General features: G+C 73.5%; 17 protein-coding genes. 11 read left to right on the top strand and 6 right to left on the bottom strand.

The annotated features are described in order from the left end of the window. Positions 1-11: 11 nt before the first annotated feature. Positions 12-791 carry a DeoR/GlpR family DNA-binding transcription regulator gene (locus C3489_RS22405; protein ID WP_103783824.1) on the bottom strand — a complete coding sequence of 260 codons (780 nt, stop codon included), beginning with the start codon at positions 789-791 and terminating at the stop codon, positions 12-14. Positions 792-924: 133 nt separating this feature from the next. Between C3489_RS22405 and C3489_RS22410 the strand changes: the two genes are divergently transcribed. Together C3489_RS22410 and C3489_RS22415 are read left to right on the top strand one after the other, a co-directional pair. Next, positions 925-1806, top strand: coding sequence for an SIS domain-containing protein (locus tag C3489_RS22410; protein WP_103783825.1), 882 nt, complete (start codon positions 925-927; stop codon positions 1804-1806). A gap of 11 nt (positions 1807-1817) precedes the next feature. Then, positions 1818-2666: a class II fructose-bisphosphate aldolase gene (locus C3489_RS22415; protein ID WP_103783826.1), complete on the top strand. Its 849-nt coding sequence runs from the start codon at positions 1818-1820 to the stop codon at positions 2664-2666. Positions 2667-2852: 186 nt separating this feature from the next. Here C3489_RS22415 and C3489_RS22420 read toward each other — a convergent pair whose 3' ends face one another. Next, complete coding sequence (locus C3489_RS22420) at positions 2853-3986, bottom strand: methyltransferase (protein WP_103783827.1); 1134 nt, start codon at positions 3984-3986, stop codon at positions 2853-2855. 67 nt (positions 3987-4053) lie between these two features. Between C3489_RS22420 and C3489_RS22425 the strand changes: the two genes are divergently transcribed. Next, positions 4054-4719 carry an alpha-ketoglutarate-dependent dioxygenase AlkB gene (locus C3489_RS22425; RefSeq protein WP_103783828.1) on the top strand — a complete coding sequence of 222 codons (666 nt, stop codon included), beginning with the start codon at positions 4054-4056 and terminating at the stop codon, positions 4717-4719. A 28-nt stretch (positions 4720-4747) separates the two neighbouring features. Continuing rightward, a complete protein-coding gene (locus C3489_RS22430; protein ID WP_103783829.1) occupies positions 4748-5995 on the top strand; it encodes an ROK family protein in 1248 nt (415 codons plus the stop codon). A 7-nt stretch (positions 5996-6002) separates the two neighbouring features. Here the strand turns inward: C3489_RS22430 and C3489_RS22435 are convergent, their stop codons facing one another. The 4 genes from C3489_RS22435 to C3489_RS22450 all read right to left on the bottom strand — a co-directional run bounded on the left by C3489_RS22435 (position 6003) and on the right by C3489_RS22450 (position 9935). Next, complete coding sequence (locus C3489_RS22435; RefSeq protein WP_103783830.1) at positions 6003-6767, bottom strand: SDR family NAD(P)-dependent oxidoreductase; 765 nt, start codon at positions 6765-6767, stop codon at positions 6003-6005. A 47-nt stretch (positions 6768-6814) separates the two neighbouring features. Then, positions 6815-8161, bottom strand: coding sequence for an MFS transporter (locus C3489_RS22440; protein ID WP_103783831.1), 1347 nt, complete (start codon positions 8159-8161; stop codon positions 6815-6817). Positions 8162-8247: 86 nt separating this feature from the next. After that, positions 8248-8832 (bottom strand): TetR/AcrR family transcriptional regulator, encoded by a 585-nt coding sequence (locus C3489_RS22445; protein WP_103783832.1) that lies wholly within the window; start codon positions 8830-8832, stop codon positions 8248-8250. Between the two features lie 32 nt (positions 8833-8864). After that, positions 8865-9935 carry a LacI family DNA-binding transcriptional regulator gene (locus C3489_RS22450; RefSeq protein ID WP_103783833.1) on the bottom strand — a complete coding sequence of 357 codons (1071 nt, stop codon included), beginning with the start codon at positions 9933-9935 and terminating at the stop codon, positions 8865-8867. A gap of 161 nt (positions 9936-10096) precedes the next feature. Between C3489_RS22450 and C3489_RS22455 the strand changes: the two genes are divergently transcribed. From C3489_RS22455 to C3489_RS22485, 7 genes are all read left to right on the top strand, one after another. Beyond that, on the top strand, positions 10097-11125 hold the full coding sequence (locus C3489_RS22455; protein ID WP_103783834.1) for an SIS domain-containing protein: 1029 nt from the start codon (positions 10097-10099) through the stop codon (positions 11123-11125). 91 nt (positions 11126-11216) lie between these two features. Beyond that, entirely contained in the window at positions 11217-12035 is an 819-nt protein-coding gene (locus tag C3489_RS22460) for a PfkB family carbohydrate kinase (protein WP_103783835.1), read from the top strand. Between the two features lie 32 nt (positions 12036-12067). Beyond that, positions 12068-13399 carry an ABC transporter substrate-binding protein gene (locus C3489_RS22465; protein WP_103783836.1) on the top strand — a complete coding sequence of 444 codons (1332 nt, stop codon included), beginning with the start codon at positions 12068-12070 and terminating at the stop codon, positions 13397-13399. A gap of 43 nt (positions 13400-13442) precedes the next feature. After that, positions 13443-14351, top strand: a complete 909-nt coding sequence (locus C3489_RS22470) for a carbohydrate ABC transporter permease (protein WP_103783837.1) — start codon at positions 13443-13445, stop codon at positions 14349-14351. Continuing rightward, a complete protein-coding gene (locus C3489_RS39880) occupies positions 14348-15238 on the top strand; it encodes a carbohydrate ABC transporter permease (RefSeq protein ID WP_103783838.1) in 891 nt (296 codons plus the stop codon). Before C3489_RS22470 ends, C3489_RS39880 begins: the two co-directional genes overlap by 4 nt. Before the next feature lie 159 nt (positions 15239-15397). After that, positions 15398-16288, top strand: a complete 891-nt coding sequence (locus C3489_RS22480; RefSeq protein WP_103783839.1) for an NAD(P)-dependent oxidoreductase — start codon at positions 15398-15400, stop codon at positions 16286-16288. Between the two features lie 35 nt (positions 16289-16323). Then, positions 16324-16743: a PPOX class F420-dependent oxidoreductase gene (locus tag C3489_RS22485; protein WP_103783840.1), complete on the top strand. Its 420-nt coding sequence runs from the start codon at positions 16324-16326 to the stop codon at positions 16741-16743. The last annotated feature ends 1 nt before the right edge of the window (position 16744 follow it).

Below are 16744 nucleotides of genomic sequence, written 5' to 3' on the forward strand. Positions count from 1 at the left end.
GGCCGGGAGGCTCAGACCGTGACCACCTCGATGCCGGCCTCCTCCAGCCGCCGTACCGTCTCCGCGTCCGCCGCCGCGTCGGTGACCAGCGTGTTCACCGTCTCGGCCGCGCAGATACGGGCGAAGGCGCGGCGGCCCAGCTTGCTGGAGTCGGCGGCGACGATCACCCGCTCGGCCCGCTCGCACAGCAGCCGGTTGATGGCGGCCTCGGCCTCGTCGTGCGCGGCGGCCCCGTGCACGACGTCGAAGGAGACCACGCCGAGCACGGCGACATCCAGGGTGATCTGCCCCAGCACCCCGTCCGCGAGCGGCCCGATCAGCTCGTAGGACTGGGCCCGCGCCACGCCGCCCGTCACCACGATCTTGAACTGGGGCCGCACGGCAAGCTCGTTGGCGATGTTCAGCGCGTTGGTGACGACGGTCAGCGCGGGTGAGCCGGACGCGAGGTCCCTGCGGACGGCGAGCGCGCGGGCCACCTCGGTGGTGGTGGTGCCACCGGTCAGCCCGACCGCCTCGCCGGGTGCGATCAGCTCGGCCACCGCCCGGGCGATGCGCTGCTTCTCCGAGGCACGCCGCGCCGTCTTGTAGCGCAGCGGCAGTTCGTACGACACCCCGTGCACGACCGCGCCGCCCCGGGTGCGCACCAGCATCTGCTGCTCGGCCAGTTGGTCGAAGTCGCGGCGGATCGTCGCGGCCGACACCTCCAGCTCGGCAGCGGCCTCCTCGACGTCCAGCCGGCCGCGTTCGACGAGCAGCTCCAGCAGCGCCTTCCAGCGGGCGTCGCGCGACATCCGCACCTCCTTCTTTCCTCCACCTCGGCTCACCGTGACCCTAGCGCACCGCCTCTGACGTCAAATGCTTGAAGTTGCTCGAAAGCTCGCTATATCTTGCACAAACAAACAGGCATCCGAAGGGGCGGCCAGAATGACCCATGTCGAGGACGAGCTGAACAGCCAGCCGGAGTGCTGGACCCGCGCCGCGGCGGAGGCCGCCGCGCACGCGGCGGTACTGCCCGCACCGGGGGAGCGGGTCGCGGTCGTCGGCTGCGGCACCTCCTACTTCATGGCCCAGGCGGTCGCCGGCCTGCGCGAGGGCGCGGGCCAGGGCGAGACCGACGCCTTCGCCGCCTCCGAGTTCCCCCACGGCCGCTCCTACGACCGGGTCGTCGCGCTCACCCGCTCCGGCACCACCACCGAGGTGCTCGACCTCCTCACCCGCCTGCGCGGCCACACCCGCACCACAGCGGTGACAGCCGACCCCGACACCCCGGTCATGGAGGCCGCAGACGACATCGTCGTCCTCACCTACGCCGACGAACGCTCGGTGGTACAAACCCGCTTCGCCACCACCGCGCTCACCCTGCTGCGCGCCCACCTGGGCCTGCACACGGACGCCGCCGTCGCCGACGCCCGGGCCGCGCTCGCCGCAGACCTCCCCGAAGGGCTCGTCGGCTGCCGCCAGTTCACCTTCCTCGGCCGCGGCTGGACGGTCGGCCTGGCCAACGAGGCCGCACTGAAGATGCGCGAGGCGTCCCTGTCCTGGACCGAGGCGTACCCGGCGATGGAGTACCGGCACGGCCCGATCAGCATCACCACCAAGTCCACCGCCACCTGGATGTTCGGCCAGGCACCCGAGGGCCTCGCCGGCCAGGTCCGGGCCACCGGCGGACTCTGGGTGGACGGTGGCCTCGACCCCCTCGCCGAACTGGTCCGCGCCCAGCGCCTCGCTGTCGCCGTCGCCGCGGCCCGCGGCCTGGACCCCGACCAGCCCCGCCACCTGACCCGCTCGGTGATCCTCGCCCCCTGAAAGGACACTCCGTGCCCCTCGCGACCACCGGTGAGCTGGTCACCCGCGCCGCCGTCGACCGCTCAGCCGTCGCCGCCTTCAACGTCATCACGCTGGAACACGTCGAGGCCGTCATCGCCGGCGCCGAACAGGCCGGCGCACCCGTCGTCCTCCAGGTCAGCGAGAACGCCGTGAAGTTCCGCTACGGCCGTCTCCTGCCGCTGGCCCGCGCCGCAGTCGCCGCCGCCGACGCCGCCACCGTGCCCGTGGCCCTGCACCTGGACCACGTACAGAGCGACGCCCTCCTGCGGCAGGCACCGACGGCAGGCTTCAGCTCGGTGATGTACGACGCCTCCGCACTGCCGTACGCCGAGAACCTCGCCGCGACCCGCGCCGCAGCGGACTGGGCGCACGCCCAGGGCATCTGGATCGAGGCCGAGCTGGGCCAGGTGGGCGGCAAGAACGGCCGCCCCCCGCTGGACGCCCACGCCCCCGGCGCCCGCACCGATCCCACCGAGGCCCGCGGCTTCGTAGCCGACTCCGGCGTCGACGCGCTCGCCGTGGCCATCGGCAGCGTCCACGCCATGACGACCCGCACCGCCACCCTCGACCACGACCTCCTCAAGCGCCTGGCCCAGGCCCTGGAACTCCCACTCGTCCTGCACGGCTCCTCGGGAGTCCCCGACGACGAACTGCGCACGGCTGTCGCGGGCGGCATCACCAAGGTGAACGTAGGCACGGCCCTCAACGCGGCCATGACCGGAGCGATCCGCGCCTTCCTGGCCACCCACCCGGAGGCGGTGGACTCCCGCAAGTACCTCAAGGTGGGCCGAGAGGCGATGACCCAGGAGGTGACGCGCATCATCGCCGTCCTGAGCTGACCCCTGCCACGACGGCGGGAAGGCCGCCGACGGACACCCCCCACCCCGGCCCCGACTCACGAACCGGCCGCAGGCGCTACGCACGCCACGACGCAACAGCAAGGGGCCGCCGCAGGCACAAAGGGGCGCGGGGAACTGCGCGACCAGCCACAACGCAACCCGCAGACGAACGACGACCCAATACCCCTACCGCTTCACGGCCCGCAACACCACAAACTTAGGATCACTCGCCACCACCACACAGTTCCCGAACACCCGCCGCAGCTTCACGTGATACCCCAGATGCCGGTTCCCGATCACCCACAGCTCACCCCCCGCCCGCAGCACCCGCAGGGCCCCCGTGAACATCCGCCACGACGTAGCCGACGTCGTGGCCTGATGCGAATGGAACGGCGGATTGTTCAGCACCAGATCCACACTGCCGGAGGCAACCCCCGCCAGCCCGTCCCCCACCCGGAACTCCCCGTGCCCCGGCACCCCATTCGCCTTGTACGTGGCCTCCGCCGACGCCACGGCCTGGAACGACTCGTCCACGAACAGCACCTCGGCCTCCGGATTCGCCAGCGCCACCGACGTACCCACGACACCGTTGCCACACCCCAGGTCGACGACCCGGCGCGGCCCGTCGGTCGCGGGCAGATGCCGCAGGAAGAACCGCGTGCCGATGTCCAGCCGGTCCGCACAGAACACCCCGGCGTGGTTCACCACAGGCCGCCCCGAAACCGCCCCGACACCGTCCTCAAGCCGATAGGTGTACGGCCACGGATTGGCGGGCCGCTCCCGCCCCGGCTCCGGCATACAGAAGATCAGCCGCGCCTTCTGCCGGGCCAGCGACGTACGCGTCGGGCCGAGGATGTCCTCGAACAGCGCCAGCGTAGAGGTGTGGATCTCCTTCACCATCCCGGTGCCGACCACCACAGACCCCTCGTGCAGCGCCGGCGCCAGCCGCAGCAGCTGGTCCTCCAGCAGCGCCAGGCTCTTCGGCACCCGCACCAGCAGCACGTCGATCCGCCCCGGCGGCACGTCCTGCGTGGTCAGCAGGGACACGGTCCCCGGGGCGACCCCGTTGCGGGCGAGGTTCGCCCGGGTCGCCTCCTGCGACAGATGGGAGTCGGTGATCTGCGTCGGCGCGTGCTCAGCCAGCGCCGTGACCAGCGCGCCCCAGCGGTCGCCGACGACCACGACCGTCCCGGACAGGTCGATGCGCTCCTCGGCCAGGTGCCGCAGCAGATACGCGTCGGACGCGTCCCAGGCGCGCAGCCTGTCACGCGGGTCCTCGGGGAAACGGGTCAGCGCGAGCTCGCCCCAGGGCGTCGTCATACGGTCGTTCATGGTGCGTCCAGGCTAGCGGAGCCGCAGCTCAGGCCACGTGGGGCAGGATGGTGCCATGGACACCGAGCTGTTCCCGCGCGAGCGCGCCGAGCCGGCACCCGGCGCGGTGCACATGCCGGACTGGCTCGACACGAACCAGCAGCGCACCCTGCTCGACGCCTGCCGCACCTGGGCGCTCCCCCCGGCCGGCCTGCGCACCGTGCGCACCCCCGGCGGCGGCACGATGACCGCCCGGCAGGTCTGCCTGGGCTGGCACTGGTACCCGTACGCCTACGCCCGCACGGTCGTCGACGGCGACGGCGCCCCCGTCAAGCCGTTCCCGGCCTGGCTCGGCGAACTGGGCCGCCGCGCGGTCACAGCGGCGCTGGGCCCGCAGGCGCAGCCGCCGGAGCCGTACGACATCGCCCTGATCAATTTCTACGACGGCGACGCCCGCATGGGCATGCACCGCGACGCGGACGAGAAGGCCGACGCGCCCGTGGTGTCCTTCAGCCTCGGCGACAGCTGCGTCTTCCGCTTCGGCAACCCCGAGACCCGCGCCCGGCCCTACACCGACGTCGAACTGCGCAGCGGGGACCTGTTCGTCTTCGGCGGGCCGTCCCGGTTCGCCTACCACGGGGTGCCGCGCGTACTGCCGGGCAGCGCACCGCCGTGGCTCGGGCTGACCGGGCGGCTGAACATCACGCTGCGGGTCAGCGGTCTGCGGGCGGACGCCACCTGAGCAGCGGATCATGACAGACTCATCCCTCATGAGCGGCAAGGCGGACCCCCGGCCGGCGGGGGAAGGGACCACCTCAAGGACGCGGCTGGACCGGGGGCGCGGTGCGCTCGGGCCCGCGTTGGAGCTCGTGCACACCGGTCGGGCCCCGACCCGGGCCGTGCTCACCGCCGAACTCGGCGTCACCCGTGCGACCGCCGGCGCGGTGGCCGCGGAGCTGGAGGCGCTGGGGCTGATCCGCGTCGACGCCCGGCCCAGCGCCCCCGCCGGCTCCCAGGGCCGCCCCTCGCACCGGCTGAACGTCGCCGAGGACGGACCCGTCGCGCTCGCCGCGCAGGTCCACGCGGACGGCTTCCGTGCCGCCCTGGTCGGCCTCGGCGGGCGCATCGTCGCGACCGCTCCCGGCTGCGAGACCGTGGACGCCGACCCGGCGAAGGTGCTCGGCTCCGTGGTCGAGGCGGGCGCCCGGCTGCTGCACGAGACGGGCCGCCGGTGCGTCGGCGCGGGGCTCGCCGTGCCCTCCGCGGTCGCCGAACCGGAGGGCCTCGCGCTCAACCCGCTGCACCTGGCCTGGCCGGTGGGCGCACCGGTGCGGGAGATCTTCGCCGCCTGCGTGCGCGACGCGGGGATCACCGGGCCGGCGTTCGCCGCCAACGACGTCAACCTCGCCGCGCTCGCCGAGCACCGGCACGGCGCCGGACGCGGCTCGCGCGACCTGCTGTGCGTGGCCACCGGGCACCGCGGCGTGGGCGGCGCGCTGGTGCTCGACGGGCGGCTGCACACGGGCAGTTCGGGCCTCGCCCTGGAGGTCGGCCACCTCACCGTCAACCCCGAGGGCGGCCGCCCCTGCCACTGCGGCAGCCGCGGCTGCCTCGACGTCGAGGCCGACCCGCTGGCCCTGCTCACCGCCGCCGGCCGCGACCCCGGCCCGGAGGTGTCGCTGCTCCAGCAGGCCAACGACCTGATCCGGCACGAGTACGACGACCCGGACGTCCGGCGTGCCGTCGAGGCGCTCGTCGACCGCCTGGGCCTGGGCCTGGCCGGGCTGGTGAACATCCTCAACCCTGACCGGATCATCCTGGGCGGCCTGCACCGCACGCTGCTGGACGCCGACCCCGAGCGGCTGCGCGCCGTCGTCGCCGACCGCAGCCTGTGGGGCCGCAGCGGCGGCGTGCCCATCCTGGCCTGCTCCCTGGACCACAACAGCCTGGTGGGAGCGGCCGAGTTGGCGTGGCAGCCGGTGCTGGACGATCCGCTCGGGGCGCTGACCGGCGGCTGACCGCCGGCTACAGCGCGGCACCGCCGTCGATCACGAGGTCCGTGCCGACCAGCGACGCGGCCGCGTCGGAGGCCAGGTACAGCACGGCCTCGGCGACCTCCTCAAGGGACGACACCCGGCCGAGCGGCGACTGGTCCTTCATGCGCACGGCGCGCTCCGCCTCCGTCTCGCCGGGCCGCAGCGACATCGTCGTGTCGGACGCGCCGGGGCTGACGGCGTTGATGCGCACGCCGTCCGCGATGTACTCCAGTGCGGCTCCGCGGGTGAGGGAGGCGACGGCCGCCTTGCTCGCCGCGTAGGCGACGGCGAACGGCACCTGCTTGTGGCGCCCGAGGTTGGAGGCGATGTTGACGATGGCGCCGCCGCCGGGCTGGGTGCGCATCTGCCGGATCTCCGCCTGCAGGGCGAGGAAGACGCCGGTGACGTTGATGTCGAGCAGTGTCCGCCAGTCCTCCTCGCAGAGGTCGGCGAGCGGGGCGCCGCGGAAGACGCCCGCGTTGTTCACGGCCACGTCGAGGCTGCCGAACCGGTCGGCGACCGCGCGCACCAGCGCCTGCACGTCGGCGGCCCGGCTGACGTCGGCGACCTCGGCGACCGCGGTGCCGCCGGCCCGCTCGATCAGCGCGACGGTCTCGTCGAGCGGCTCCCGGGAGCGGCCGGCCACGACGACCCGGGCGCCCTCGGCGGCGAGGGCGAGCGCGACGGCCCGGCCGATGCCGGTGCCGCCGCCGGTGACGAGGGCGGTGCGGCCGGAGAAGCGGTTGCTGGACATGGGTGTTCCCTTCGATGGGCGGATGGGCGAGGTCCGGTGACGGTGTGTCAGCGGCGGTCGAGGAGGAGCGGGACGGCCGCGGCCGCGCACAGGGCGGCCGCCGTGCCGAGGCTCGCGGCGTCGTCGCCGACGGCGAGCAGGACGGCGAGGACGACCGTGGGGCCGGTCTCCATGGCCGTGTTGTGGACGCCGCCCGCAAGACCCGTGCGGTGCGCGGGCACGCGGTCGGTGGCCAGGACGGCGGCGCCGGCGAAGGCCAGGGCCGCCCCCGCGGGCAGCAGCAGGAACCCGGGCAGTACGCCGTAGCCGTACGGGACGGCCGGGTCGAGTCCGGCGAGCGCGAGGAGCGCCAGGCCCGCCGCGACGCCGGCCAGACCGGCGCCGGTGACGGCGAGGGGGCCGTGGCGCCGCACCAGGTTCGGGGCCACCCGTCCGGCGGCGACCAGGACCGCGGCGAACGGGGCGAACGCGGCCGAGGTGGTGAGCGCCGACCAGCCGCGCTCGTCCTGGAAGTGCAGAGAGAACAGAAGGAAGGTGGTCGCGGTTCCGGACGCGGTGAGCGCGGTCGCGGCCAGCCCGAGCGCGCGGCGCCCGTCGCGCAGGAAACCCGGCGGCAGCAGCGGGTCGGCCGCCCGGCGTTCGGCGGCGGGGAAGACGGCCAGCAGGACCGCTCCCGCGAGCAGCGGCACCAGCACGTCGGCCGACCCCCAGGGCCGGGCGTCGGTGCGGACCAGGCCCAGGCTCGCCGCCGTGATCCCGGCGGTGGCCAGGACGGCGCCGGGGGCGTCGAGCGGTGTGCCGCGCGGCCGTACCGGATCGCGCGGCAGCAGGCGCAGCGCCGCCGGAAGGGCGAGCGCCGCCAGGGCCACCGGGACGGCCAGCGCCCACCGCCAGGACAGCAGGGCGGCGACGACACCGGACAGCAGGTTGCCCGCCGTCGCCCCGAGCACCGACAGCCCGCCCCAGGTCGCCATCGCCCGGCCGTAGGCGGCCGGGGAACCGGCCAGCGCGCGCAGGACGGCCGTCGCGGCCGGAGCGGTCAGGGCGGCGCCGGCGCCCTGCGCGAAACGGGCCGCGACCAGGGCGCCGTAGCCGGGGGCGAGCGGGGCGGCGGCACCGGCGACGGCGAACAGCAGCAGCCCGGCGAGCAGTGTCCGGCGACCGCCGTACCGGTCGGCGAGCCGCCCGCCGAGCAGCAGCAGCCCCGCGAAGGCCAGGCCGTACGCGGCGCTGAGCACCACCAGCCGCTCGCGGCCCAGTCCGAAGGCGAGCCCGATGCGGGGCAGCGGGACCGCGATGGCGGCCAGCGTGTAGATCAGGGTGACCTGCACGGTGCCGAGGAGAGCGAAGGCGCGTCGCCCCATGGGCGGGGCCGCGCTGTCGAGCGCGGTCATGGTTCCCCCTCTTTCCAGACCGTTCGGTCAAGTATCAGGGCAGCGAAAAACGCCGCTCCGTGAGAGTGCGCGCGAAGGAACGGGCGTCAGTCCAGCAGCGCGAGCGCCTGCTCCGCCGCGTCGAGCACCCGCGCCGGGTCCGTCGAGGCCTTCCCCACCACCCGGACGCCCTGCATCAGCACCAGCAGCATGCGGGCCATCGCCTGCGGGTCGCGCCCCTCGGGCAGCTCGCCCTGGGCCCGGGCGCGCAGCAGGGCCGAGTGCAGCAGGGTCTCCACATGCCCCCAGCTGCGCTCCACCCGGCGGGCGGCGGCGTCGTCGTGCGGGGCCAGCTCGGCCGCCGTGTTGGTGACGAAGCAGCCGCGCTCGCGACGGGCGTCGTCCGCCGCCTCGGCGGCGAACCGGCGCACCACCGCCCGTACGGCGGGCAGCGCCGGCCCCGGCTGGGACAGCTCCAGCGCGAGCAGCGGGTTGTGCGCCTCGCCGTAGCGGTCCAGCGCCTTCAGGTACAGGTCGTGCTTGTTGCCGAAGGTGGCGTAGATGCTGGCCCGCCCGATCCCCAGGTGCTCGACCAGGTCGGCCATCGACGTCGCCTCATAGCCCTTGCGCCAGAAGAGGTCGAGGGCCGACAGGAGGGCGGCGTCCGGATCGAATTCCTTGGTTCGGGCCATGAGCTGACGCTAGCTCATTCAAGAACGATCGGTCAATCAAGGGACGGTGGTGCGGCCACCGAGTCCCGGGCGATGAACGTCGTGTCGAGCGTGACGTGGCGAGGCTCCTCGCCGCTGCCCTCGATCCGCGCCGTCAGCGCCCGCACCGCACAGGCCCCCAGCTCCTGGACGGGCTGCGCGACCACGCTCATCCGCGGGCGCACCGCGGCGGCCCAGTCCGGGTCGTCGAAGGTGACCACTGACAGGTCGTCCGGCACGGTCAGGCCGCCCGCCCGCGCGGCCGTCAGCACACCGAGGGCGATCATGCTGTCGGTGGCGAACACGGCCGTGGGCCGGTCCGCGAGTGCCAGCAGGCCGGCCGCCAGCGCGGCGGGGTCCTGGCGGTGGAAGGCGCCGCGGCGCAGATACCGCTCGGTGTCCTCGATGCCGGCCTCGCGCAGCGCGGCCCGGTAGCCCTCGATGCGCTCCAGGCCCGTGGTGATCGGGCCGGAAGGGTCCTCGTCACCGGTGCCGACCAGGCTGACCAGGCCGATCCGCCGGTGGCCGGCCGCGATCAGGCGGCGCACCGCGTCCTGTGCCGCACCCCGGTTGTCGACGGTGACGGAGTCGCAGGGCAGGCCGGGCGCGCGGCGGTCCAGCAGGACGACGGGGCAGCCCGAGGTGTGCGCGGCCTTCAGGTGGGCGGCGTCGGCCGTGGAGGCGGGGGAGACGATCAGGCCGTCGACGTGCTTGTCGAGCAGCGTCTTCACCGCCGCCCGCTCGGCGGTGACGTCCTCGTCGGTGTTGGCGAGCAGCACCTGGTAGCCGGCGGCGCGGGCCGCGTCGGTGATGCCGCGGGTGACACCGGCGAAGAACGGGTTCTGGATGTCGGCCACGACCACGCCGAGCGTGTGGGTGCGCCCCGTGATCATCGAGCGGGCCAGCTGGTTGGGCCGGTAGCCCAGCTTCTCGGCGGCGGCGCGCACCTTCTCCCGGGCCTCCGGGGAGACGGACCCGTAGTCCGCGAGGGCGCGGGAGGCGGTGGAGCGGGACACCCCGGCCTCGCGGGCGACGTCGGGGATGGTGGCGGGGCGGGCGCGGCCGCTGCGTCGGTTCGTCGTCATGGCAGGGCTCAGATTATCGGGCGCGCAAGAGGTCTTGACGCTCCGGATCGGCCGGTGGGAAGGTTCTCACCACCGCCGGTGAGAACGTTCCCAATCCCCTTCGCCCTTCCGTGCGGCATGGGATTGGGAACGTTCTCCATCCACCTCTCGGAAGGAAACGCGTGAGCACCGCAACCCTGCCCCTCAAGCCCATCACCGAGGACTTCAAGGAGGCCGTGGCCTTCGCGCTCAGCCAGAACGACACCGCCCGCGCCTTCGTCGACGAGGTCGTCGGGGCCGGCCTGCGCAACGTCTTCCTGGTGGGCTGCGGCGGCTCGCTCACCGCCGCCTACCCCGTGCAGTACCTGCTTCAGACCCGGGCGCAGTTCCCCGTCTTCCACCTGAACAGCGACGAGTTCAACCACCGCAGGCCCGCCCTGCTCGGCGAGGGCTCCCTGGTCCTGGTCTCCTCGCACACCGGCACCACCAAGGAGACCGTCGCCGCCGCCCACTACGCCCGTGAGGCCGGCGCCAAGGTCGCCGCGCTCACCCGCAGCGCGGACAGCCCGCTCGCCCGGGCCGCCCACGTGGCGTTCACCTACCGCAGCGAGGACACCGTCGTCGCCCCGAAGGGCGTGCTGTTCGGCCAGCTCGCCTACGCCCTGCTGGAGAAGACCGGCGTCGAGGGCGACTACGCGGCCCTGCGCCAGGCCTACGAGGCGCTGCCCGACGCCCTGTACACCGCGCAGGAGGAGGGCGAGGAGCTCGCCGCCTCGATCGCGGCCGCCCTCGCCGACGAGCGGGTGACCTACGTGCTCTCCGCGGGCCCCAACTACGGCGCCGGGTACGGCTTCACCATGTGCTACCTGATGGAGATGCAGTGGAAGCACGGCGGCAGCTACAACGCCGGTGAGTTCTTCCACGGTGCCTTCGAGGTGGTCACCGAGGACCAGCCGGTGATCCTCTTCCTCGGGGAGGACGCCACCCGCCCGATGGCCGAGCGGGCGAAGACCTTCCTCGACAAGTACACGAAGAAAGCGCACTACGTGGACTCGACGATGTTCTCCCTCCCGGGCGTGCCGGCCCACCTGCGCGGCGACATCACACCCATCGCCCTGGACGTCTTCGGCACCCGCCTCGCCCGCCACTACGAGTCCGTGCGCGGCCACGACCTCGACAAGCGGCGCTACATGTTCCAGGTCGAGTACTGAGCCACGGCCCCCCGCCCTTGCTCCACCCCCGGCCCGGTGCGGCGCCGCACCGGGCCGCCCCGTACCCGCACCCCTTTGCCGAGGAACCTTCATGCGCATCTGTGGAGTCGGCGACAACGTCGTCGACCGCTACCCCCAGCGCGGCCTGATGTACCCGGGCGGCAACGCCCTCAACGTCGCCGTGCACGCCGCCCGGCTCGGCGCCGAGTCCGCCTACCTCGGCGTCACCGGCAACGACACCGCCGGCGCTCACATCCGCGCCGCCCTCGCCGCCGAGGGCATCGGCCTCGACCGACTGCGCACCGCCGACGGCCCCAACGCGTACGCCACCGTGTACGTCGAGGAGGACGGCAACCGCACCTTCGGCGAGTGCGACCCCACCGTCTCCCACTTCACCCCCGACGCCGCCGACCTCGCCTGGCTGCGCCGCTTCGACCTGATGCACACCGGCGACTGCAGCCGCCTGGAGGACCAGCTGCCGCGCCTGGCCGCCGCCTGCCCGGTCAGCTTCGACTTCTCCGACCGCCCCTGGTCCTACGCCGCACCCCTCCTGCCGTACGTGCGCGCCGCCGTCTTCTCCCGCCCCGACGCCGGCGACACCGACGCCCTCGGCCTGATCGGGCGTGCCGTCGAGGCCGGGGTGCGCCTGGCCGTGGTGACACGGGGTGCCCGCGGGGCGCTGATCCACTGCGAGGGCACCGTGCACCACCAGGGCGTCGTGCCCGTCGAGGCCACCGACACCCTGGGGGCCGGCGACTCCTTCATCGCGGCCCTGCTCGTCGCCCTGCACCACGAGGGGCGCCCCCTCGCCGACGCCGCCGCCCGCGCCGCCGCCTACGCCGCCGAGGTCTGCACCCAGCCCGGAGCGTTCGGCCACCCGCTCGCCTTCGAGGCCGCCGGCACGCTCTGATCCCTCCGACCCCCGACCGCCAGGAGCCACCGATGCGCCGAACACCCGCCCTCACGGCCGGCTGCCTGCTCACCACCCTGCTGATGCTGCTGGTCAGCGGCTGCGGGCAACGGCCGGTCACCGTCACCCCGAACGACTTCGCGCTGCACGGCCGCCCGCAGGGACACCTCACCGTCCTGGAGAAGTGGGCCGACCCCGAGTACGCGCCCTACTTCCAGCAGGCCGTGCGCGCCTACGAGAAGCAGAACCCCGGCGTCACCATCGAGCTCCAGGCCGTCGGCGACCAGCCCTACAAGGACCGCATCGCCGTCCTCGCCGCCTCCCGCGAGCTGCCGGACATCTTCTTCGCCTGGCCGGGCCAGTACGCCCGCAAGTTCGCCGACGGCCGGCTCGCCGCCGACCTGAGCAGCGAGCTCAAGGGCACGGCGTGGGGCGGGAGTTTCGAGCGCAACGCCCTCGACGCCTTCACCTTCGACGACAAGTCCTACGGCGTCCCGCTCGACGTCGACGCCAAGGTGTTCGCGTACAACACCGCCCTGTTCGCCAAGGCCGGTGTCACCGCGCCGCCGCGCACCTTCCCGGAGCTGCTCACCGCCTGCGACCGCATCCGGAAGGCCGGCTACACCCCGCTCGCCTTCGGCAACCAGTACGGCTGGCCCGCCGGCCACTTCCTCACCCAGTTCAACGCCGCCGAGGTCCCGGCCGACGTTCTCGCCCGCGACTACGACGGCCGGGGCGGCTTCAGCCACCCCGGCTACGCCCGCGCCCTGGAGGACCTCGCCCGGCTCAAGCAGCGCTGCATGGCCCCGGGCGGCACCAGCATGAGCCACGAGTCCGCGCAGGCCCGCATGCTCTACGGCAAGGCCGCCATGCAGTACATCGAGACCCTGGAGTTCTCCTACCTCACCGAACAGGGCGGCGCCCCCGAGGAGTTCGCCGGCCACTGGGACTTCTTCCCGATGCCGGGCATCCCCGGGGCGCAGGGCGACCCGCGGGCCATCGCGGGAGGGGCGGACGGACTGCTCGTCTCCAACGCCTCACCCCACAAGGCCCTCGCCGTCGACTTCCTGAAGTTCCTCACCAGCCGCGCGCAGGCCCGCACCCTGGTCCGCGACCTCGGCTGGCTCAGCGCCGTCAAGGGCACCGCCGACGCGGCCGAACTGCCCGGGCTCGCCAAGGCCCAGCGCACCATCGCCGGGCACCACATGGCCGTATGGCTGGACACCCGGGCCGGCGAGAAGATCGTCAACCCCTATCTGTCCGCGGCCGAGGCCGTCCTCGCCGGACGCACCTCCCCACAGGCGGCCCTGCGCGAGGTGCGGCGCGGCGCCGAGCAGGCCCGGCGCTACGGAGTCACCCCCTGAGCGACCCACACACCCCCGAACCCGCCCCGAAGGAGGTGCCCCCATGGGACACCACGGCACACCCCACGGCAGAAAGCGGCACCGGCTGCACCACTCCCTGTACGTCGCCCCCGCCCTCGCCCTGATCGCGCTGTTCGTCTACTACCCGATCGTCGAGAACGTCCGGCTCAGCCTGTTCAAGTTCAGCGTCTTCCGGCCCGGCATGCGCTACGTCGGACTGGACAACTACCGGCAGGCCGCCGCGGACCCGGTCTTCTGGCACGCCCTGCTCAACAACGTCGCCTACGCGGTCACCTCGGTGGTCTTCCAGGTCGGGGCGGCCCTGGTGCTGGCCGCGGTCCTGGAGGAAGCGGTCGGGCGCCGGCTGCGCGGGCTGCTGCGCACCGTGTACTTCGTCCCGGCGGCCGTGTCGATGACCGTGGCGGGCCTGCTCTTCCAGTTCCTGTACCAGCCGGACGCGGGCCTGGTGAACAGCGCCCTGAAGGCCGTCGGACTCGGCTCGCTGCAGCACGACTGGCTGGGCGACGCCGCCACCTCCATCTGGGGCGTGATCAACATGAGCCAGTGGCAGTCCTTCGGCTACACGACCATGCTGCTCACCGTCGCCATGCAGCGCATCCCGCGCGAGCTGTACGAGGCGGCCACCGTGGACGGCGCCGGACGCGTCCGCACCTTCTTCACCGTCACCGTGCCCATGGTCCGCGAGATGACCACCCTGCTCGTCATCCTCACCGTCTCCGGCGCCTTCCTGGTCTTCAACGAGGTCATGGTGATGACCGGCGGCGGCCCCTCCAACTCCAGCCAGGTCCTCGGCACCTGGCTGTACGCCTCCGCCTTCACCGGCGACGACATGGGCTACGCCGCCGCCATCGGCACCGTGATGTTCCTGATCACCTTCGCCGCAGGGGCCGTACAGCTCCTGCACTCCCGCAGGAAGGCGGCCACGGCATGACCCTCACCGTCGACCGGTCCCGCATCCCCACGACCGCGGCCGCCCCGCCCGTCCGGCGGGCCCGCACGGCCGGCACCGCGGCCCTGCGCGTCCTCGCCCACGCCTCTCTCGCCGCCCTCGCCGTCGCCGTGCTCTACCCGCTGTTCTGGATGGCGGTCTCCGGCCTGAAGTCCAACGGCGAGATCTTCTCCGACCCCTGGGGCCTGCCCGCCCACCCGCACTGGAGCACCTACGCCGACGCCTGGCACCAGGGTGTGCTCGGCTACCTCCTCAACTCGCTGCTCGTCACCTCCGCGAGCGTCCTCGCCGTCGTCCTGGTCAGCGCCTGGGCGGCGTACGGCCTGACCCGTCTGGACATCCCGTGCTCGCAGCCCGCGCTGCTGCTGGTCCTCGGCGCGATGATGCTCTCGCCGACCGTGGCGATCGTCCCGCTGTCCCAACTGCTCCAGGCCTTGCACATCTACGACACCTACTGGGCGCTGATCGTGCTGTACACGGCCTTCAAGGTGCCCTTCACCACCTTCCTCGTCCGCGCCTACCTGCTCGGCCAGCCGGTGGAGGTGGAGGAAGCCGCCTTCCTCGACGGCGCCGGGCGCTGGCAGACGTTCTGGCGGGTGGTCGTGCCGATGGCCCGGCCGATCCTGGTCTCGGCGGCGGTCCTGCAGTCGCTGTTCGCCTGGAACGAGTACGCCTTCGCGCTGGTCTTCATCACCGACGACCGTCTCAAGACGCTCCCGGTGGGCCTGGCCGACATGGCCGGACGGCTCAACTCCGACTGGCCGGTGCTGTTCGCGGGCCTGACCATCGCCGCCCTGCCGATGATCGTGGTGTTCCTGATCGGCCAGCGGCACTTCGTGCGGGGACTGTCGGCGGGCATCGGCAAGTAGGCGGCCGGGCCAACGGAAGGTGCGAGCGGCGCTCACCCGAACGCGTGGCGCCGGGCCGGCGACCGGCTTGCTTGCCCGGGCCGTCTCCGGGAAGGCTGGAGCCTGAGATCCACACGCCTGAGATCCACACCGCACTCCACGAGTAGGAACCTCCGCGTCATGACCGACAAGCTCACCGTCAGCGTCCTCGGCACCGGCATCATGGGCGCCGCGATGGCCCGCAACCTCGCCCGCGCCGGCCACACCGTGCACGCCTGGAACCGCACCCGCGCCAAGGCCGAACCGCTGGCCGCCGACGGCGTGCGTGTCGCCGGCGATCCGGCCGAGGCGGTGCGGGACGCGGACGTGGTCCTGACCATGCTGTACGACGGTGCCGCCGCCCTGGACGTCATGCGCGAGGCCGCCCCCGCCCTGCGCCGGGGCGCCGCCTGGGTCCAGTCGACCACCGCCGGCCTGGCCGACGTGCCCGAGCTGGCGGCCTTCGCCGACGAGCACGGCCTGGTCTTCTACGACGCGCCGGTGCTCGGCACCCGGCAGCCCGCCGAGGCGGGGCAGCTGACCGTGCTGGCGGCCGGGCCCGCCGAAGGCCGTGAGCAGGTCACGCCCGTCTTCGACGCGGTCGGCGCGCGGACGGTGTGGACCGGCGAGGACGGCTCGGCGGCCAGTGCCACCCGGCTCAAGCTGGTCGCCAACAGCTGGGTGATCGCGGCCACCGCGGCGACCGGCGAGACCCTGGCCCTGGCCAAGGCGCTCGGCGTCGACCCGGCCGGGTTCTTCGACCTCGTCGCGGGCGGCCCGCTCGACATGGGGTACCTGCGCGCCAAGGCGTCCCTGATCCTCGACGGCAAGCTGACGCCGCCGCAGTTCGCGGTGGCCACGGCGGAGAAGGACGCCCGCCTGATCGTGGCGGCCGGTGAGCGCCACGGCGCCCGTCTCGACGTGGCCGCGGCGAGCGCCGCGCGGATGGCCCGGGCCGCCGCACAGGGCCACGCCGACGAGGACATGGTGGCCGCCTACTTCGCCAGCTTCCCCGACGAGCCGGCGTCCTGAGAGCCGATCCGGAACCGACGACAGGGAGGAACCCCATGTCCAAGCCGCCGCTGCCGCCGCAGGCCGTGGAGCTGCTGAGCCGCCCCAACCCGTGCGTGATGGCCACGCTGCGCTCCGACGGCGCACCCGTGTCCACCCCCACCTGGTACCTGTGGGAGGACGGCCGGGTGCTGGTCAGCCTCGATCAGGGCCGGGTGCGCCTGAAGCACCTGCGCCGCGACCCGCGCGTGACCCTGACCGTCCTCGCCGACGACGACTGGTACACCCATGTCACGCTCATCGGCCGGGTCGCGCAGATGTACGACGACGAGGGGCTGGCCGACATCGACCGCCTCGCCACGCACTACCTGGGCGGCCCCTACCCGCGCCGGGAACGCGCACGCGTCAGCGCCTGGATCGAGGTCGAGCGCTGGCACGGCTGGGGTGCGCTGAAGGACACCGACCAGCCGGGTTGAA

This window comes from Streptomyces sp. Ru71, assembly GCF_002920535.1.
GTDB lineage: Bacteria > Actinomycetota > Actinomycetes > Streptomycetales > Streptomycetaceae > Streptomyces.

What these genes read in the sequence shown, in the direction of transcription:
- C3489_RS22405 (WP_103783824.1), bottom strand. Translation starts at nt 791, where the DNA reads ATGTCGCGCGACGCCCGCTGGAAGGCGCTGCTGGAGCTGCTCGTCGAA.
- C3489_RS22410 (WP_103783825.1), top strand. Translation starts at nt 925, where the DNA reads ATGACCCATGTCGAGGACGAGCTGAACAGCCAGCCGGAGTGCTGGACC.
- C3489_RS22420 (WP_103783827.1), bottom strand. Translation starts at nt 3,986, where the DNA reads ATGACGACGCCCTGGGGCGAGCTCGCGCTGACCCGTTTCCCCGAGGAC.
- C3489_RS22425 (WP_103783828.1), top strand. Translation starts at nt 4,054, where the DNA reads ATGGACACCGAGCTGTTCCCGCGCGAGCGCGCCGAGCCGGCACCCGGC.
- C3489_RS22430 (WP_103783829.1), top strand. Translation starts at nt 4,748, where the DNA reads ATGAGCGGCAAGGCGGACCCCCGGCCGGCGGGGGAAGGGACCACCTCA.
- C3489_RS22435 (WP_103783830.1), bottom strand. Translation starts at nt 6,767, where the DNA reads ATGTCCAGCAACCGCTTCTCCGGCCGCACCGCCCTCGTCACCGGCGGC.
- C3489_RS22440 (WP_103783831.1), bottom strand. Translation starts at nt 8,161, where the DNA reads ATGACCGCGCTCGACAGCGCGGCCCCGCCCATGGGGCGACGCGCCTTC.
- C3489_RS22445 (WP_103783832.1), bottom strand. Translation starts at nt 8,832, where the DNA reads ATGGCCCGAACCAAGGAATTCGATCCGGACGCCGCCCTCCTGTCGGCC.
- C3489_RS22450 (WP_103783833.1), bottom strand. Translation starts at nt 9,935, where the DNA reads ATGACGACGAACCGACGCAGCGGCCGCGCCCGCCCCGCCACCATCCCC.
- C3489_RS22460 (WP_103783835.1), top strand. Translation starts at nt 11,217, where the DNA reads ATGCGCATCTGTGGAGTCGGCGACAACGTCGTCGACCGCTACCCCCAG.
- C3489_RS22465 (WP_103783836.1), top strand. Translation starts at nt 12,068, where the DNA reads ATGCGCCGAACACCCGCCCTCACGGCCGGCTGCCTGCTCACCACCCTG.
- C3489_RS22470 (WP_103783837.1), top strand. Translation starts at nt 13,443, where the DNA reads ATGGGACACCACGGCACACCCCACGGCAGAAAGCGGCACCGGCTGCAC.
- C3489_RS39880 (WP_103783838.1), top strand. Translation starts at nt 14,348, where the DNA reads ATGACCCTCACCGTCGACCGGTCCCGCATCCCCACGACCGCGGCCGCC.
- C3489_RS22480 (WP_103783839.1), top strand. Translation starts at nt 15,398, where the DNA reads ATGACCGACAAGCTCACCGTCAGCGTCCTCGGCACCGGCATCATGGGC.
- C3489_RS22485 (WP_103783840.1), top strand. Translation starts at nt 16,324, where the DNA reads ATGTCCAAGCCGCCGCTGCCGCCGCAGGCCGTGGAGCTGCTGAGCCGC.